Annotated in this window: 17 protein-coding genes; 15 read left to right on the plus strand and 2 right to left on the minus strand. The window is 69.1% G+C overall.

Translation table 11 applies throughout. From position 1 onward, the window contains the following. Positions 1–70 precede the first annotated feature (70 nt). From ACCO44_RS02705 to ACCO44_RS02715, 3 genes are read left to right on the plus strand one after another with little or no spacing between them, the layout of a single operon-like run. Positions 71–1,549 carry an amino acid permease gene (locus tag ACCO44_RS02705; RefSeq protein WP_372468232.1) on the plus strand — a complete coding sequence of 493 codons (1,479 nt, stop codon included), beginning with the start codon at positions 71–73 and terminating at the stop codon, positions 1,547–1,549. Continuing rightward, positions 1,546–2,670, plus strand: a complete 1,125-nt coding sequence (alr, locus tag ACCO44_RS02710) for an alanine racemase (protein WP_372468233.1) — start codon at positions 1,546–1,548, stop codon at positions 2,668–2,670. The genes ACCO44_RS02705 and alr overlap by 4 nt, the downstream gene beginning before the upstream one ends. Positions 2,671–2,710: 40 nt before the next feature. Next, positions 2,711–3,463, plus strand: a complete 753-nt coding sequence (locus ACCO44_RS02715; RefSeq protein ID WP_372468234.1) for a helix-turn-helix domain-containing protein — start codon at positions 2,711–2,713, stop codon at positions 3,461–3,463. 11 nt (positions 3,464–3,474) lie between these two features. Here the strand turns inward: ACCO44_RS02715 and ACCO44_RS02720 are convergent, their stop codons facing one another. Then, the gene (locus tag ACCO44_RS02720; RefSeq protein WP_372468235.1) at positions 3,475–4,272 is read right to left on the minus strand and encodes an IclR family transcriptional regulator; all 798 of its coding nucleotides are present in this window, start codon (positions 4,270–4,272) and stop codon (positions 3,475–3,477) included. A 66-nt stretch (positions 4,273–4,338) separates the two neighbouring features. Between ACCO44_RS02720 and ACCO44_RS02725 the strand changes: the two genes are divergently transcribed. Then, the gene (locus ACCO44_RS02725; protein ID WP_105710797.1) at positions 4,339–5,268 is read left to right on the plus strand and encodes a M15 family metallopeptidase; all 930 of its coding nucleotides are present in this window, start codon (positions 4,339–4,341) and stop codon (positions 5,266–5,268) included. Between the two features lie 31 nt (positions 5,269–5,299). Here ACCO44_RS02725 and ACCO44_RS02730 read toward each other — a convergent pair whose 3' ends face one another. Beyond that, a complete protein-coding gene (locus ACCO44_RS02730; RefSeq protein ID WP_105710798.1) occupies positions 5,300–5,518 on the minus strand; it encodes a hypothetical protein in 219 nt (72 codons plus the stop codon). A gap of 195 nt (positions 5,519–5,713) precedes the next feature. On the opposite strand from ACCO44_RS02730, the gene ACCO44_RS02735 reads away from it, so the two are divergent. The 11 genes from ACCO44_RS02735 (at position 5,714) to ACCO44_RS02785 (ending at position 15,855) form a co-directional block, all read left to right on the plus strand. After that, positions 5,714–6,877: an acyl-CoA dehydrogenase family protein gene (locus tag ACCO44_RS02735; RefSeq protein ID WP_105710799.1), complete on the plus strand. Its 1,164-nt coding sequence runs from the start codon at positions 5,714–5,716 to the stop codon at positions 6,875–6,877. Between the two features lie 131 nt (positions 6,878–7,008). Next, positions 7,009–7,230, plus strand: coding sequence for a ribbon-helix-helix domain-containing protein (locus ACCO44_RS02740; RefSeq protein ID WP_262002710.1), 222 nt, complete (start codon positions 7,009–7,011; stop codon positions 7,228–7,230). Further along, entirely contained in the window at positions 7,227–7,598 is a 372-nt protein-coding gene (locus ACCO44_RS02745; protein ID WP_372468237.1) for a type II toxin-antitoxin system PemK/MazF family toxin, read from the plus strand. The genes ACCO44_RS02740 and ACCO44_RS02745 overlap by 4 nt, the downstream gene beginning before the upstream one ends. A gap of 264 nt (positions 7,599–7,862) precedes the next feature. Continuing rightward, entirely contained in the window at positions 7,863–8,678 is an 816-nt protein-coding gene (locus tag ACCO44_RS02750; protein WP_168380816.1) for a GntR family transcriptional regulator, read from the plus strand. A gap of 33 nt (positions 8,679–8,711) precedes the next feature. After that, on the plus strand, positions 8,712–9,731 hold the full coding sequence (locus ACCO44_RS02755) for an NAD(P)-dependent oxidoreductase (protein WP_372468238.1): 1,020 nt from the start codon (positions 8,712–8,714) through the stop codon (positions 9,729–9,731). Further along, the gene (locus ACCO44_RS02760; protein WP_372468240.1) at positions 9,719–11,323 is read left to right on the plus strand and encodes an FGGY family carbohydrate kinase; all 1,605 of its coding nucleotides are present in this window, start codon (positions 9,719–9,721) and stop codon (positions 11,321–11,323) included. Before ACCO44_RS02755 ends, ACCO44_RS02760 begins: the two co-directional genes overlap by 13 nt. Before the next feature lie 21 nt (positions 11,324–11,344). Beyond that, a complete protein-coding gene (lsrF, locus tag ACCO44_RS02765; protein ID WP_372468242.1) occupies positions 11,345–12,235 on the plus strand; it encodes a 3-hydroxy-5-phosphonooxypentane-2,4-dione thiolase in 891 nt (296 codons plus the stop codon). Then, a complete protein-coding gene (locus ACCO44_RS02770) occupies positions 12,232–12,606 on the plus strand; it encodes a cupin domain-containing protein (RefSeq protein WP_372468243.1) in 375 nt (124 codons plus the stop codon). Before lsrF ends, ACCO44_RS02770 begins: the two co-directional genes overlap by 4 nt. A gap of 47 nt (positions 12,607–12,653) precedes the next feature. Then, positions 12,654–13,979, plus strand: coding sequence for an extracellular solute-binding protein (locus ACCO44_RS02775; RefSeq protein ID WP_029261286.1), 1,326 nt, complete (start codon positions 12,654–12,656; stop codon positions 13,977–13,979). A gap of 29 nt (positions 13,980–14,008) precedes the next feature. Next, positions 14,009–14,914, plus strand: coding sequence for a carbohydrate ABC transporter permease (locus ACCO44_RS02780; protein WP_091032410.1), 906 nt, complete (start codon positions 14,009–14,011; stop codon positions 14,912–14,914). A 2-nt stretch (positions 14,915–14,916) separates the two neighbouring features. Continuing rightward, positions 14,917–15,855 (plus strand): carbohydrate ABC transporter permease, encoded by a 939-nt coding sequence (locus ACCO44_RS02785; RefSeq protein WP_105710808.1) that lies wholly within the window; start codon positions 14,917–14,919, stop codon positions 15,853–15,855. Positions 15,856–15,968: the final 113 nt, after the last annotated feature.

The following is a 15,968-nucleotide window of genomic DNA, read 5'->3' on the forward strand; positions in this document are numbered from 1 at the left end:
ACCAACAAAATGCGTCATTGGCACATAGATGTGAATATGATGCACATATCAAACCCGATTGAGAGTTCCGATGACGCCTCTTCCCGGGGAGAAGTCCCTCCCCAACGTCCTGCCGAACACGACGGCGACGCAGGTGCCGCTCCGCCGCCTCCAACGGACCATGGACGCCCGGCATCTGATCATGATCGCGCTGGGCGGCGTGATCGGATCGGGCCTGTTCCTCAGCTCCGGCTACACGATCTCCCAGGCGGGACCTCTCGGCGCGATCATCGCGTACCTGATCGGCGCGTTCGTGGTCTACCTGGTCATGGCCTGCCTCGGTGAACTCGCCATCGCGTATCCCGTCTCCGGCGCCTTTCACATCTACGCCTCACGATCGATCGGGCCGGCGACCGGATTCACGACGGCGTGGCTGTACTGGCTCTGCTGGGTGGTGGCACTGGGGTCGGAGTTCACGGCGTCCGGCATCCTCATGCAGCGCTGGTTCCCCGGGGTGCCGGTGTGGCTGTGGTGCCTGATCTTCGCAGCCGTGCTGTTCCTGCTCAACGCGATCTCGGCCCGGGTGTTCGGCGAGGCGGAGTTCTGGTTCTCGCTGGTCAAGGTCGTCGCGATCGTCGCGCTGATCGTCCTCGGCGGCGCGGCGATCTTCGGGTTCACGCCGCTGTCGGCCGAGCACCCGCCGGCGATCCTGTTCAGCAACTTCGAGACCCCCGGAGGGCTCTTCCCGAACGGGTTCAGCGGTGTGATCGTCACCGCGCTCGCCGTGTTCTACGCCTTCAGCGGCTCCGAACTCATCGGCGTCGCCGCCGGCGAGACCAAGGACCCGGCGAAGAACATCCCGAAGGCACTGCGTTCCACGGTGCTGCGACTGGTGGTGCTGTTCGTCGGCGCGATCGCCGTGATCGCCGCGATCCTGCCCTACGAAGACGCCAGCGTCACCAGCAGCCCGTTCGTCGACGTCTTCCAGTACGTGGGAGTGCCGTATGCGCCCGACATCATGAACTTCGTCATCATCACGGCGCTCCTCTCCGCGGGCAACAGCGGGCTCTTCTCCTGCGCTCGCATGCTCTTCTCGCTCGCGGAGGAGGGCCACGCGCCGAAGGCGTTCACGCGACTCACGAAGCGCGGCGTCCCCCTCATCGCGCTCAGCGTCAGCATCCTGATCGGCCTCGTGTCGCTGCTCACGAGCGTGATCGCCGCCGGCACCGTCTACCTGGTGCTCGTGTCGATCGCCGGATTCGCGGTCGTCGCGGTGTGGATGTCGATCGTCGCCTCGCAATTCTTCCACCGCCGCAAGTTCGTGCGCGAGGGCGGAGACGTGTCGGCTCTCGCCTACCGGACGCCGCTGTACCCGGCGTTGCCGATCGTGGCGTTCTCGCTGCTGCTCCTGTCGATCATCGCGATCGCGTTCGACCCGAACCAGGTGGCGGCGTTGTACTTCGGCATCCCGTTCGTCGCCGCGTGCTACCTGTTCTTCTGGTGGCGGCACGGGCGCAAGGGGCGGCGCGACATCGTGCAGGATCACGAGGCGGAGCCCGTCGACGCGTGACAGCCTCCACACCGGCGGGCGGATGGGTCGAGATCGACCGCGACGCGATCAGCCACAACGTCCGCACGATCCGCGCAGAACTCGGACCCGAGGTCGGGTTCTGCGCGGTCGTGAAGGCCGACGCCTACGGTCACGGCATCGACATCGTCGCGCCGGTGCTCGGCGAGCAGAAGCTCGGCCTGATCGGACTGGCATCTAATGAGGAGGCGGCGGCCGTGCGCGCGAGCGGCTTCACCGGTCGTCTCCTGCGCGTGCGGCCCGCGGGGCGGGACGAGGTCGACGACGGCATCCGCTTCGGCATCGAGGAGTGGATCGGCGGGGCGGAGCATGCCGGGATCGTGGCCGGGGTCGCCGCCGCTCGGGGTGTGCGCATCCGCGCGCACGTCTCGCTCAACTCCACCGAGCTCGGGCGGGACGGGCTGGAGGTCGGTGAGCCCCGGGGAGTGCACGCGGCGCGGGGCGTTCTGGCGGACCCGCGTCTGGATGTCGTCGGCGTCTGCTCTCACTTCCCGTGCGAAGACGAGGACGATGTGATCGCGGGCGCCGCACGCTTCGACGAGCAGTCCCGGGCGGTCGCCGACGTCTCCGACGGCGCGGTCGCCCGGCACTGTGCGACCACCTTCGCGGCGCTGCGCCTGCCGCAGTCCCGGTTCGACCTCGTCCGTATCGGCGCCGGGCTCTACGGAGACACCGACGCGCTGGGAGGATCGCTCCGACCGGCGATGCGGGTGGTGTCGCGGATCGCGGCGATCAACTCGTATCCGCGGGGGAGCACGGTCGGCTACGACCGCTGGCACCGGCTCGAGGCGGATGCGCGTCTCGCGCTGATCCCGCTGGGGTACGCCGACGGCGTGCATCGCAGTCTAAGCGGCACCGGCGAGGTGCTCATCCGCGGTCGCCGTGCGCGCATCGTCGACCGGATCGCGATGAACAGCTTCCTGGTCGACGTCTCGCACCTCGACCCGGCGACGCCCGGAGACGAGGTCGTGCTGTTCGGCGCGCAGGGCGACGAGGCGATCACCGCGGCCGACGTCGAGCGGGCCCACGGCAACATCGCCGCCGACCTCTACGTCGCCTGGGGGAGGCTCCTCCCGCGTCGTGCGGTGGGGGCCTCCGGATAGGATGGCCGAGGTCTGGGCCGACAGGAGAGGAGGGGTCGTCGTGGCTTCCTCCTCACTCGTGCAGGGCCTGAGTCTGCTCGATGCGGCCGTCGAGCAGGAGCGCCGTGCGCGACCGGGTCTCAACGCCTCGCGGCTCGCCGACACCACCGACATCGAGCGGAGCCGTGTCTCGCGACTCACGCGCGAGCTGCAGTCACGACAGTTCCTCCGCCGGGACGATGATTCGCTGTTCTGGGCGGGGACCGAGTATTTCCGCACGGCCGCCGTGCTGAACGTGGCCTGGCTCCGCGAATCCAGGGTCGCCCTGCGCACGCTCGCTGCGCAGCTCGGAGTCAACGCGCTGATCACCGTGGCCGACGGTGCGCGCGGCGTGCTGCTCCGATACGAGCGATCTGCTGACGGTGGCGACCGCTCCATCCGTGCCGGGCTGGTCACGCCGATCTGGTGCACCGGAGCGGGCCGCGCGCTGCTGTGGGATCACACGCCCGAGCAGCTGGTAGTGGTGCTCGACGGGGTGCAGTTCATCGGCGTGGGCGGTCCGACCGCGCCGCGTTCCGTGGACGAGGTGGGCGTCGTGCAGGAACGCGACCGCGCCGAAGGGCTCATCTCGGCCACGGAGGAGTACGACGAGGGGATCGACGAGTTCGCCCTCCCGATCCGCCGGGGTGGCGAGGTCATCGCCTCGCTCGCGGTTCGCGGGCGCCATCGTGCGCAGGGCGCTACGCGCGAGACCCGTGCCCTGCTCACCCGGTTCGCGGGCGAGCTCACCGCAGCGGCCGACGCCTCGGTCTGACGCCCCGCGGGTCAGCGCTCGACGGATGCGGATGCGGGTGCGCCGAGCCGGCGGGATAGATCGGCGGCCGCACGCGCGCATGCCGCACCGCACTCCGCGACCCGCTCGTGCATCGCGTCGCGGGTGCCCACGACCTGCACCGCGGCGATGACCTCTCCGCGGAAGTCCCAGACGGGTGCCGCGACCGAGTAGAGGCCCGGTTCCGCCTCCTGGTCGACGATGGTGAAGCCGCGCTCGCGATCCGCGTCGAGCCGCGCGAGCACGTCGTCGACCGACACCGGGGTGTTCGGCCCCTGGGCGGTGAAATCGGTCGAGCCGAAGACCGCGCGCACCTCGTCGTCCGAGGCATCCCACAGCGTGGCGCGCCCGGCATCGCTGCAGTACGCCGGGTAGGAGCGTCCGATCCAGGAGCCGATCATGCGGGAGTCTGCGGGCAGGCTCTCGAGCGTCGTGAGGGTCGCATCGCCCTGCAGCTCACTGAGGAAGGTGGCCTCGCCGAGCTGCGCCGCGAGGGAGTCCAGCACCGCCAGCCCGTGCGTGTACATCCGGTGCGCGGTGAGTTCCTGCGCGGCGGCGTACCAGGACCAGGTGAGCGCGTACGAACGGTCGGGCCGACGCTCGACCAGACCGGAACGGGCGAGGGTGGCGAGGGTGCGAGACACTTGGGAGCGCTCGCGGTCGAGGGCGTGGGCGATCTCGCCGACGGTGGTGCCGCTGCCCTTCTCGATGAGCGCACTCAGAGCCGTGAGCACGTCGAGTCCTCGGCCCATGCTGCTCGATGGTGCGGGGGCGAGCGGGGCGGACGGCATGGGTCGAGGGTACCGTTGTGGCCGTCGCGGTGGTGCCATCCACGCAGCGCGGGAGAGAATGGACCAATGCCCTTCTCGCCGCACGCTCAGCATGCGGCTCCGCGGTCCCCGATCCGCGGACCCGCACTGCCGATCGGCGTCGCCGTGACCGCGCTCGGGATGCTGCTCTCGATCGCCTCCGTGCCGGCGGCGTCGCCGGAAGCTGCCGCGATGCCGGAACCGGTCGCCGTGATGCAGGTGCCGACCGTGCAGGTGGGGGCGACGACGGCCGCCGACCCGTGCTCGGACCCCGCCGTACAGCAGGCCGTCCAGGCCGGTGACGACGCGGCCACGGTCGCGGGCTTCGGTGGTGGAGCGGCTTTCCGCGAGGCCGTGGTGGCGGGCAACGCCCCCTGTATCTCGCTCCGCGATCCGGCGCGGGTCTGGGTCGTCGTGAACAAGAGCCTCCCGCTGAAGCCTGCGGACTACGAGCCCGGGGCGCTCGACTCGGTGCCGCTGCAGATGACGACGCCCTCGGGCCGGGTGCGGACCGATGTCGCGGCCGCCGTCGGGCAGATGGCCGACGCGGCGGATGCTGCCGGTGTGGGGCGCATCGGTGCCAACAACGGCTACCGGTCGTACGGGCTGCAGGTCACGACCTACGACTCCCACGTGCGATCCCAGGGTCAGGGGCAGGCGGATGCCGGCTCGGCGCGCCCCGGCCACAGCGAGCACCAGACCGGGCTCGCCCTCGACGTCGTCGCGTGCGGCTCGAACTGCGGCGGTCTCGACGGTTTCGGCGGCACCGCGCAGAGCGACTGGGTCGCGGCCCACGCGTGGGAGTACGGGTTCATCGTGCGGTACGAGCAGGTGGGCACGCCGGTGACCGGCTACGCGCCCGAGCCGTGGCACCTCCGCTACGTCGGGATCGACCTCGCCGCCGCGTACCACGACGGCGGATTCCACACGCTGGAGGAGTTCTTCGGACTCCCGGCCGCCCCCGATTACGCGCACTGACGACGGCGCTCGTCGGTGGTCCGTGATGCCGTCAGCCGGCGGGACGCCTCTCGGTGACCGGAGGAGTCTCGGCGGCGTGCTGCGTCTGGGCGGGATCCATGATCACGAGGAAGAACACGGCGATCGGGCCGAAGAACAGTGTCAGCAGGAACCAGATGAATGCGGAGCGATTGCGGGTTCGCGCATATCCGCCCGCGAGGAGGGCGAGCGTCGTCCACATCGCCGAGATGTACGGCCACACTTCTTGCATACGCGGAGCCTACCGGTCGCGTCTGGACGCGTGGCCGGGCGGAAAGCCGCGGAATGACCCGATCTGCGGCATCCGACAACCGCGGTACCCAGTGTCACGATGTTTGGGATGCATTCTCACAACGTCCTGTCCGCGGCAGTGCCCGACACGTAGAATCGCCGGAGCAACGATGCACGATACGTTCAGGAGGACGGCATGGAACGCGACATCTACGACGAGGATCACGAGGCATTCCGGGACCTGGTCAAGGACTTCGTCAAGCGCCACGTGACAGGCGAGGCGATCGAGAAGTGGGACGCCGCGGGTGAGATCGACCGGGCGACCATGCTGGCTGCCGGCGAGGCAGGACTGATCGGGCTGTCGGTTCCCGAGGAGTTCGGCGGTGCCGGGATGCTGCAGGATTACCGCTTCCGCACGGTCGTCATGGAGGAGGTCATCGCCGCGGGCGCCGGCTCGCTCGCAGGCGCCTTCGGCATCCAGGACGACCTGGCCGTGCCGTACCTCGTGCACATGGGAACGCAGGAGCAGAAGGAGAAGTGGCTGCCCCGGATGGCCACGGGTGAAGTGCTCGGCGCACTCGCCATGACCGACCCGGGAGCGGGTTCGGACCTCCGCGGCATCAAGACCAACGCGAAGAAGGTCGACGGTGGCTACATCCTCAACGGCGCGAAGACCTTCATCTCCTCGGGCACGACAGCCGACGTCGTCGTGACCTTCGTCAAGACCGGTGAGGGCAATCGTCCTGACGCCTTCAGCCTGCTGCTCGTAGAGAAGGGCATGGAGGGCTTCGACCAGGGCAAGAAGCTCAGCAAGATGGGTTTCCACGGCTGGGATACGGCCGAGCTCAGCTTCACCGACGTGTTCGTCCCCGACGAGAACCTCATCAGCGGCAAGGAGGGGCAGGGCTTCATCCAGCTGATGCTGAACCTGCCACTCGAGCGTCTTTCGATCGGCGTTGCCGCGGCCGCAGCTGCGCAGGCCGCTCTGGACTGGACCGTCGCCTACACGAAGGACCGGGAGGCGTTCGGCGAGCGCATCGCCGACTTCCAGAACACCCGCTTCCGGCTCGCCGACATGGCGGCGACCACCGATGCGATGTGGGCGTACATCGACCGCGCGCTGCTCGCCTACAAGAACAGCACGCTCACCGCCGAGGACGCGGCGAAGGTCAAGTTCTGGGCTACCGAGCGCGAGTGGGAGGTGCTCGACACGGGCGTGCAGCTGCACGGTGGCTACGGCTACATCATGGAGTACCCGATCGCCCGCGCCTTCACCGATGCTCGGGTGCACCGCATCTACGGTGGCACGAACGAGATCATGCGCGATCTCGTCGGTCGTCAGATCGCCGGCAAGCGCTGACGCACGTCTCGAAGAGGCCCCGGATGCTCTGGCATCCGGGGCCTCTTCGCGTGCAGCCGGGGACGCTGCAGCGCTCGAATGCTCGAGGGAGGCGGGTGGTACCGACGGTGCTACCGAAGTAGTATTACTGCATGTCCACCGCAAAGGTCAGCCTCAGTCTGAGTGAGAGCGATTTGGCGTTCCTCGACGCTCAGGCCCTCGAAGGCGGGTACCCCTCGCGCTCGGCCGTGGTGCACGCGGCGGTTCGCCTTCTTCGTGAGAGCCGTCTCGCCGACGCGTACGCCGAGGCCTACGCCGAGGGATACGACGACGAGTGGGATTCCGCGGCCGACGATGGCCTGGCCACCGCGTGAGCGACAGTGCGGTCTCCCTGCTTCGTCGTGGTCAGATCATCCTCGTCTCGTTCGACCCCACGGTCGGGTCCGAGGCGCGGAAGACGCGACCGGCCGTGCTCGTGAGCAACAACACGGCGAACGCGGTCGCTGCGCGACGCCCGCAGGCCACGGTCACCGTCGTGCCGGTGACGTCGAACGTCACGCGGGTGCTGCCGTTCCAGGTGCTGCTTCCCGCCGCCGCCACCGGGCTGGATCGTGATTCGAAGGCGCAGGCGGAGCAGGTGCGGACCATCTCGACCGCGCGCATCGTCCGTCCGCTCGGCTGGGTGCCGGCCGAGTTGATGGGGGAGATCGACGAGGCACTGCGCGTGCATCTGTCGCTCTGAAGCCCCGCGGGGGTTCCACTTGTACCGGCCGCCGCGGCGCTCCCCGCGTTGCTCCGGGGTCGGATCGACCTTCGAGGGCACTTGCTGTTCCGGGAAATGCCTGACCAGTCGAAATAAATCCGAGGTGAGAGCAGGCGTCGGAGAATTTCCTGACTTGTCTCTTCAGGGGATACAAGTATCGGTCCATGATCGATACATGTCCGGACAGGAGAGTCCGGCTCGGGAACGCAGATGTTCCCGCACCCGCTCACCGAAGAGGCCGGAATGTCCACTCTCAGCCTGCCGCTGCTCGACCGCACGTCGACGGCTCCGATCTGGTTCCAGATCATGCGCGCCATCGAAGCCGAGATCGCCCAGGGCACCTGGGGACCGGGTGATCGCCTGCCCAGCGAGAACGAGCTGCGGGAGCACTTCTCGGCCTCGCGCACCTCGATCCGCGACGCGCTGTCCCGGCTGGAGAGCGCCGGCATCATCTCCCGACAGCAGGGCAAGGGCGCCTTCGTGGAACGAGCCCAGGGTCCGTCGGCCTGGACGCTCCCCTCGGCCCCGAGCCTTCTCGGCGAGTACAGCGAGGACGGCCGCAGCGCCCTGAGCTCGGAGATCCTCCGTGCCGGCATCGAGCCGCTTCCCTCGTGGGCCGCCGCGGTCGTCGGACGCGACTCTCCCGACGGCACGGGCTTCGTGCTGGAGCGCGTGCGCGCCGTGGGCTCGCGCACCGCCGTGCACGTGATCAACTATCTGCCGTCGCGCTTCGCCGGGGTGCTGCCCGACCTCCGCGACCCCCGCGCGAGTCTCTACGCCGCGATCAGGAACGTCGCCGGCGTCCGCATCGCCCGCATGCACAGGACGATCGAGGCCGTCGCCGCCGATCGGGCGCTCGCGGGCCTGCTCGAGGTCGAGCCGGGGCATCCGATCGTCGTCGTCGAGGCCGTCGCCTACGACCAGAGCGGCCAGCCCATCGACTTCTCCCGCGCCTCCGTGCGCACCGATCGCCTCCGCGTCAGCGTCGACACCGGTTTCGATGCGGGAGGCATCTCGACCGAGACCGCCTCCGGTCGTTACCCCGCCGCTCTGCGCTGACCCACCCACTCACGAACCCCGGGAGCCCTGCACATGACCGACCACCGCATCCTCGTCATCGGCGACAGCTACATGACCGCCGAGATCTTCACCCGTGCCTTCGCGCAGCGGGGCCTCGCCGTCGACGCGACGACGATGACGATCACGACGCCGACGTGGGACACCTCCTCCATCCGGGAGTACGAGGGGGACCCGGCGGAGGTCGCGAGCCTCGGCCGCGGCTACGACGTCATCGCCTTCCACGCGGCGCCCGTGACCGCCGACGTCCTGGCCGCGCTCCCCGACCTGCGCCTCGTCGGATGCGCACGCGGCGGCCCCGTCAACGTCGATCTCGACGCGGCGCGCGAGCGCGGGGTGCGAGTGACCACGACGCCGGGGAAGAACGCGGATGCCGTCGCCGACCTCACGATCGGCTTCCTGATCTCCCTCGTGCGCAACGTGCCGGCGTCGCTGCGTGACGTGGACGAGCGGGTCGCCGACGGCCGTCCGCTCGCCGAATCGACCTTCGAGGGGGCCCGCTGGTTCGGCCGCGAGGTGAAGGGACTGCGACTCGGTCTCATCGGCTACGGCAACGTCGCCCGCCTCGTCGCGGCTCGGGCGCGGGCGCTCGGCGCGACCATCACCGCGTACGACCCCTTCGTCGACCCGGCCTCGGTGACGGATGCCACGATCGTCTCCGACCTCGACGCGCTGCTCTCCGCGAGCGACGTCGTCAGCGTGCATGCGCGAGCCACCGACGAGAACCGCCACATGATCGGCGCCGCGCAGATCGCCCGCATGCCGGAGGGGTCGTTCCTCATCAACACCGCCCGGGAATCGCTCGTCGACGAGCACGCGCTCCTCGAAGCGCTGCGCAGCGGCCACCTCGCCGGAGTCGCCCTCGACGTGAACGAACCCGATGGACCGTGGCGGGAGCTCGTCGCGGAACCGAACCTCATCCTCACGCCCCATCTGGCCGGCGCGACGAACGAGACGCTCGTCCGCGGTGCGGACATGCTCGCCGCCGAGGTCGAGAGCTTCCTCACGGATGGGAGCCTGCGATGGGAACGATGACGGACGTCTTCCTCGCCATCGACGCCGGTACCGGATCGGCGCGAGCGCTCGCCTTCGACATCGAGGGCCGACTGGTCACCCGAGCAGCGCGCGAGTGGACGCACACCGCGGTACCGGGGCACCCCGGCGGCACGGTCTTCGACACCGAGAGCGGATGGAAGGCCATCGCCGCCGCCGTCTCGGACGTCGTGGCGCACCTCGGCGCGCGGCGCGTCGCGGCCGTGGCCGCGTCGAGCATGCGGGAGGGATTCGTCCTGTACGACGCTGAGGGCAGCGAGCTCTGGGCCTGCCCGAACACCGACGGTCGGGCACGCGCGGAGGCCGACGAACTGGTCGCCGAAGGTGTGGCCGACGAGGTGTACCGCACGGCGGGGGACTGGGTGTCGATCACGGCCCCGGCCCGCCTGCGGTGGATCGCTCGCCACGAGCCCGACCTCTTCGCGCAGGCGCGCCACTTCGGGATGCTGAGCGACTGGGTCACGACGCGCCTGACGGGCGAGTTCGTCACCGAGCCGACCAGCGGTTCGAGTTCGGCACTGTTCGACCTGCGGTCGAGGAACTGGTCGGACGATCTCGCGGGACTCGTGGGCGTGGACCGCAGCATCCTGCCTCCCGTGATCGAATGCGGCGAGGTCGTGGGTGCTGTCACGCCCGCCGCGGCTGCCGCCACCGGACTCCCTGTGGGCACACCCGTCGTGACCGGCGGTGCAGATACCCAGCTCGCGCTCCATGGCATCGCGGCCCGCGAAGGGGTGCCGACGATCGTCGCCGGCACGTTCTGGCAGACCACGGCCGTCACATCGGAACCGCTGATCGACCCCGAGCGGCGACTGCGCACGCTCTGCCACGTCGATCCGGGTACCTGGATGGTCGAGGGGATCGGCTTCCTCTCGGGACTCGCGATGCGCTGGTTCCGCGATGCGATGTGCCCGGATGCCGCCGAGCTCGGACGCGCAGCCGGAACGTCCGCGTTCACCGTCATGGAGGAATGGGCCGCGGCGGTTCCGGCAGGCGCCAACGGAGTCGTAGCGACCATGGCGAATGTGATGCAGGCGGACGCCTGGCATCACGCGGCCCCCGCGTTCGTGGGCTTCGACATCAACGACGCGGCCCGCTCGTCACGGGGAGCATTCGTCCGCGCGATCGAGGAATCAGCCGCGATCGTGGCCGGCGCGCATCTCGACATCCTCGCTTCCCTCACCGGCGGCCGAGCGGTCGCCGAAGGATCGGTCACCTTCACCGGCGGCTCGAGCGCGGGCGCTCTTTGGCCGCGGGTGATCGCCGGAGTGACCGGACTCGACACCCGCGTGACCCCTGCGCCGGAAGCCACCTCGTACGGCGCCGCCCGCCTGGCCGCGCGCGGTGTGGGCGCCGCCCTGCCGCCGATGGGCGATCCCGACCGCATCGAGCGTGTCGACCCCGGCGAACACGAGCAGTACCGCGCGGTGACCGAGCGCTGGCACCGCGTGTATCGCGACATGCTCTCGATCTCGGGCCCCGACCTGCTCCCGCTCTTCACCCCACCGGGTGCCGCCCGCGGCGCCCACGACCTTTCCCCCACCCGACTCTCGCCCGTCGGCCACGCCGGCTGACGATCACCAGAAGGAGACACCATGGCAGACCTCGAAGGCAACGCCGCAGCGAAGAAGTTCCACTCCGAGACACCGGCCGTGCGCTTCTCGCAGAACATCCGCGGAGCCGCGAACCTCGACTGGGGCATGCAGAACCGCCTCTCCCGCATCCTCGACCCCGACACCGGCCGCACGGTCGTGCTGGCGTTCGACCACGGATACTTCCAGGGACCGACGTCCGGCCTCGAGCGCATCGACCTGAACATCGCCCCGCTCGCCGAATACGCGGACGCCGTGATGTGCACACGTGGCGCGCTGCGCACCTCCGTGCCGCCGGCCACCCGCGCCGGTCTCGTGCTCCGCGCCTCGGGCGGACCGTCGATCCTCAAGGACCTCTCCGACGAATACACCGCGATGGCGATGGCGGATGCCGTGCGCATCAACGCCGACGCCGTGGCCGTGCAGGTCTTCGTCGGCGGTGAGCACGAGAGCCGCAGCATCCGCAACCTCACGACGCTCGTCGACGAGGGCTACGCCGCCGGGATCCCCGTGCTCGGTGTGACGGCGGTCGGCAAGGAGCTCGTCCGTGACTCCCGCTACCTGGGCCTCGCCACCCGCATCATCGCGGAGCTCGGCGCCCAGCTCGTCAAGACCTATTACTGCGACGAGGGTTTCGAAGACGTGGTGGCGGGCTGCCCGGTGCCGGTGATCATGGCCGGGGGGAAGAAGCTCCCCGAGCTGGAAGCCCTCACGATGGCGTCGAACGCGGTCCGCGCGGGCGCTGCCGGCGTCGACATGGGGCGCAACATCTTCCAGAGCGCGGATCCTGCGGCGATGATGCGCGCAGTCCGCGCGGTCGTCCACGATGACGCCGCTCCCGCCGACGCGTACGAGCTGTTCCGCGAGGCCACCGAGACGCGGGTGCTCGCATGAGTGCCGACGTGCTCCGCGCCGCCGATGCCGCGCTCCGGTTCGGCGACTGGGGGCCGGGCTACCTCGCCCAGAGCGACGACGCCGCGTTCGGCGTGGTCGTGCTGCGGCCGGGCGACGAGTTCGGCAATCACCTGCACGAGCACCACACGGAGTCCTTCGTGGTGCTGGAAGGGCGCGCCGAGATCTGGCTCGATCGCGACACCTGCAGGGTCGTCTCCGTCGGTGATGTGCTCCGCGCCGAACCGCACGAGGAGCATTTCGTGCGCAACCCGTTCGACGAGACGTTCCGAGCCGTCTTCGTGAAGACCCCCTGGGTCGATGGCGACAAGGTCGATCGCCCCTGGACGCCGGACCCCGAATCCGCATCCTGACCGCTTCACCCCCTCACCCGAAGAAGAAACATCGAAAGGACAGCACCATGAGTGTGCAACGACGCTCCTCATCCCTCGCGCGCTATGCGCGTCGCTCCCTGCCCGTCATCGCCCTGGCTTCCGTCGCGGGCCTCGTGCTCGCGGGCTGCTCCGGCGACGCCGGCGGATCCTCCGGCGACGGCGGTGACAAGACCCTCAAGGTCCTCATCGCCGCCCCGCAGGAGGGGGCCGGAAAGATCCTCGAGGCCGACTTCGAAGCCGAGACCGGTGTCGAGGTCGAAGTCGAGGTCGTGCCCTACGACCAGATCCAGACCAAGGCGGTCCTCGACGCGCAGTCCGGAACGAACAACTACGACGTCATCCAGTACTGGTACACGTCGGTCGGCGCGCTCGCCGACGCCGGTGCGCTCGCCGACATCACCGACTGGGTCGAATCCGACGAAGACATCGACTCGTCCGACTTCATCGAGGCGATCTTCGGCCCGTACTCGCAGTACGAGGGAGGCACCTACGGCCTGCCGATCGACGGCGACACACACGTGCTCTTCTACAACAAGGCGATCTTCGAGCGGAACGGCGTCGAGGTGCCGACCACGTGGGACGAGTACATCGAGGTCTCGAAGAAGATCACCGATGCCGAGAAGGCGGACGGCGTGTACGGCAACGCCCTGCTCGGCTCGAAGAGCGCGTTCAACATCGGCTCCACGTTCTTCAACAGGCTCGCCACGATGTCGCCCGATCCGATCGACCCCCAGATGCCGCAGCTCGACACCGAGTATGCGGTCGCGGCCGCGCAGTCGATGCTCGACGCCGCCCCCTCGGCCCTGCCCAGCCCGCTGGAGATCGGGTTCGAGCAGGCGCTGCCGCAGTTCCTCTCGGGGTCCGTCGGCATGATCGAGTTCTGGACCGACCTCGGTGTCTTCGCGCAGGATCCCGAGCAGTCGAAGATCGTCGACGGCTGGGGTGTGGCACCGCTGCCCATCGGGCCGGAGGGCAAGATCTCCGGCGCGCTGAACGCCGGATGGGCGATGGGGATCAGCCCCAACGCGAGCGATGAGGAGCTCGCCAAGGACTTCGTGGCCTTCGCCTCCTCGAAGGAGACCAACGAGAAGCTGATCACGACGACCGGCTCCGGAGTGGATCCCACCCGGACCTCGACGCTGGAGAGCCCGGAATACGTCGAGTTCGCCCCCGAGGTGTCGGCGGTCGCCGCGCAGGTGCTGCCGAACGCGCAGTCCTGGCCGACGTCGCCGCAGGCACCGGAGATGATCCAGTCGCTGAGCGACAACCTCGCGCTCATGCTCCAGGGGAGCCTGACCGCCGAACAGGCGATGCAGCAGACCTGGGACTCCTGGCAGTCCCTGGCCGGCTGATCCCCTCGTCGAACCCGAAAGGACCGCTCATGTCGCAGCCCGTCACCCACCGACGCGTCTCCCGACGTGCGTCGTGGACGGGGCGCGCCCTGCTCGCCCCTGCCGTCATCGCGATCGTCATCATCGCGATCTACCCGCTCGGCTACATCATCGCCGCCTCCTTCTCGGAATCGTCGCTGGGACGTCCGTTCTCGGAATGGGTCGGGTTCGACAACTTCGCGGCGCTGCTGGGGGACGGGATCACCCTCCCGTCCCTCGGCAGGTCGCTCCTCTTCGCCATCCCGTCGGCGCTCATCGCGCTGATCGCAGGGTTGGCGGTCGCGCTCTCGCTCGATGCGGCCGTCAAGGGCGGGCGCATCATCCGGGTGCTGCTCCTGCTCCCGCTGATGACACCGCCGGTCATGGCCGGAGTCATCTGGAAGCTCATGCTGGCCCCCACGGGCGGGCTGCTCAACAACATCGGGCAGTCGCTCGATCCGGGCTCCGAGCCGTTCCTGTTCCTCGGGTCCAGTCCCGCCGCGATGATCTCGGTGATCACGGTCGACGCCTGGCAGTGGACGCCGTTCTGCGTCCTGCTGGTGTTCGCCGCGCTGCAGACATTGCCCACCGAGGTGTACGAGGCCTCGCAGGTCGACGGCGCCGGAGTGTGGCAGACCTTCTGGCGCATCACCCTCCCGCTGGTGCTGCCGAGCCTGATCACGGTGCTGCTGCTGAAGCTCGTCGTCTCGTTCAAGGTCTTCGACCTCGTGTTCATCATGACCAGCGGCGGGCCGGGGTTCGACACCACCGTCAGCAGCTACGAGATCTACCGCACCGGTCTGCAGACCTTCGATGTGGGGGCGGCGGCCGCGCAGACCATCGCCTTCCTCGTCCTGGTCACCATCGTCATCCTGCCGCTCAACGCCGTGCGGCAGCGCCTGCACAAGGAGAGTTGACCATGTCGCTCATGCTCCGCGCATCCGATCGCCTCGAGGAGAGCGCGACCGAGACGCTCATCGTCCCCTCCGCCCGTCGCCGAGGGCGCTCCAAGGTGCGCACGTCGAGCACGTCGCGCCCCGGGCGTCCGTCCGCACTGGTCACGGCGGTGAAGTGGGTCGTGATCGCCGTCGCGATCACGCTCGCGCTCCTGCCCGTGCTGTACATGGTCGGCATGTCGTTCAAGAGCCCGGACGACATCCTGTCGACACGGATCCTCCCCTCGCGCCTCGCGTTCGAGAACTGGACCGCGGCCTTCGAGAACTGGCCGATCCTCACCTACCTGCGCAACTCGTTCGGCGCGGCGATCATCGCCGTGCTGGTGTCACTCCTCGTGTCGATCCCCGCGAACTACGCGATGGCCCGGCTGCGCGCCGGCGGGAAGCAGACGCTCGGGCTGATCGTCTCGGCCTACGTCGCCCCGCCGGTCGTCGCGATCATCCCGCTCTTCGTGCTGGTGCGCACGGCGGGGTTGATGGACTCGGTTCTCGGGCTCGGGATCGTCGAGGGGCTGCTGCTCACGCCGGTCGCCGTCTGGCTGCTGGACGGTTTCTTCCGTGCGATCCCGTTCGAGATCGACGAGGCGGCGCAGATCGACGGATGCGGACCGCTCCGCACGCTCTGGGCGGTGATCCTGCCGCTCACCGCGCCGGGGATCGTCGCGGTCTCGATCATCGTGTTCATCCTCGCGTACAACGACTTCCTGATCCCGCTGCTGCTTACGCAGAGCGTCGATTCGCAGACGCTCCCGGTCGGCATCGCTCTGATGCAGGGCGGCCGCGAGGTGATGTTCGGGCAGATGGCGGCCGCGAGCCTGTCCGGGTTGATCCCCATCTATCTGCTGGCGCTCTTCCTGCAGAAGTGGCTCGTCGGTGGGCTGACGCAGGGGAGCGTGAAGTAGCGGGGTTGTCGGGGGTTCTGTGATGACCTGGTGTGCCTGTTGTGGCGTTCGTGGATAGCTTCGAAGCTGGCGAGTCCTGTGGAGGAGAGGTCGCGAGCGTACTGTAGCGGGAT

Origin of the sequence: Microbacterium maritypicum (genome assembly GCF_041529975.1) — a bacterium.
Taxonomy (GTDB): domain Bacteria; phylum Actinomycetota; class Actinomycetes; order Actinomycetales; family Microbacteriaceae; genus Microbacterium.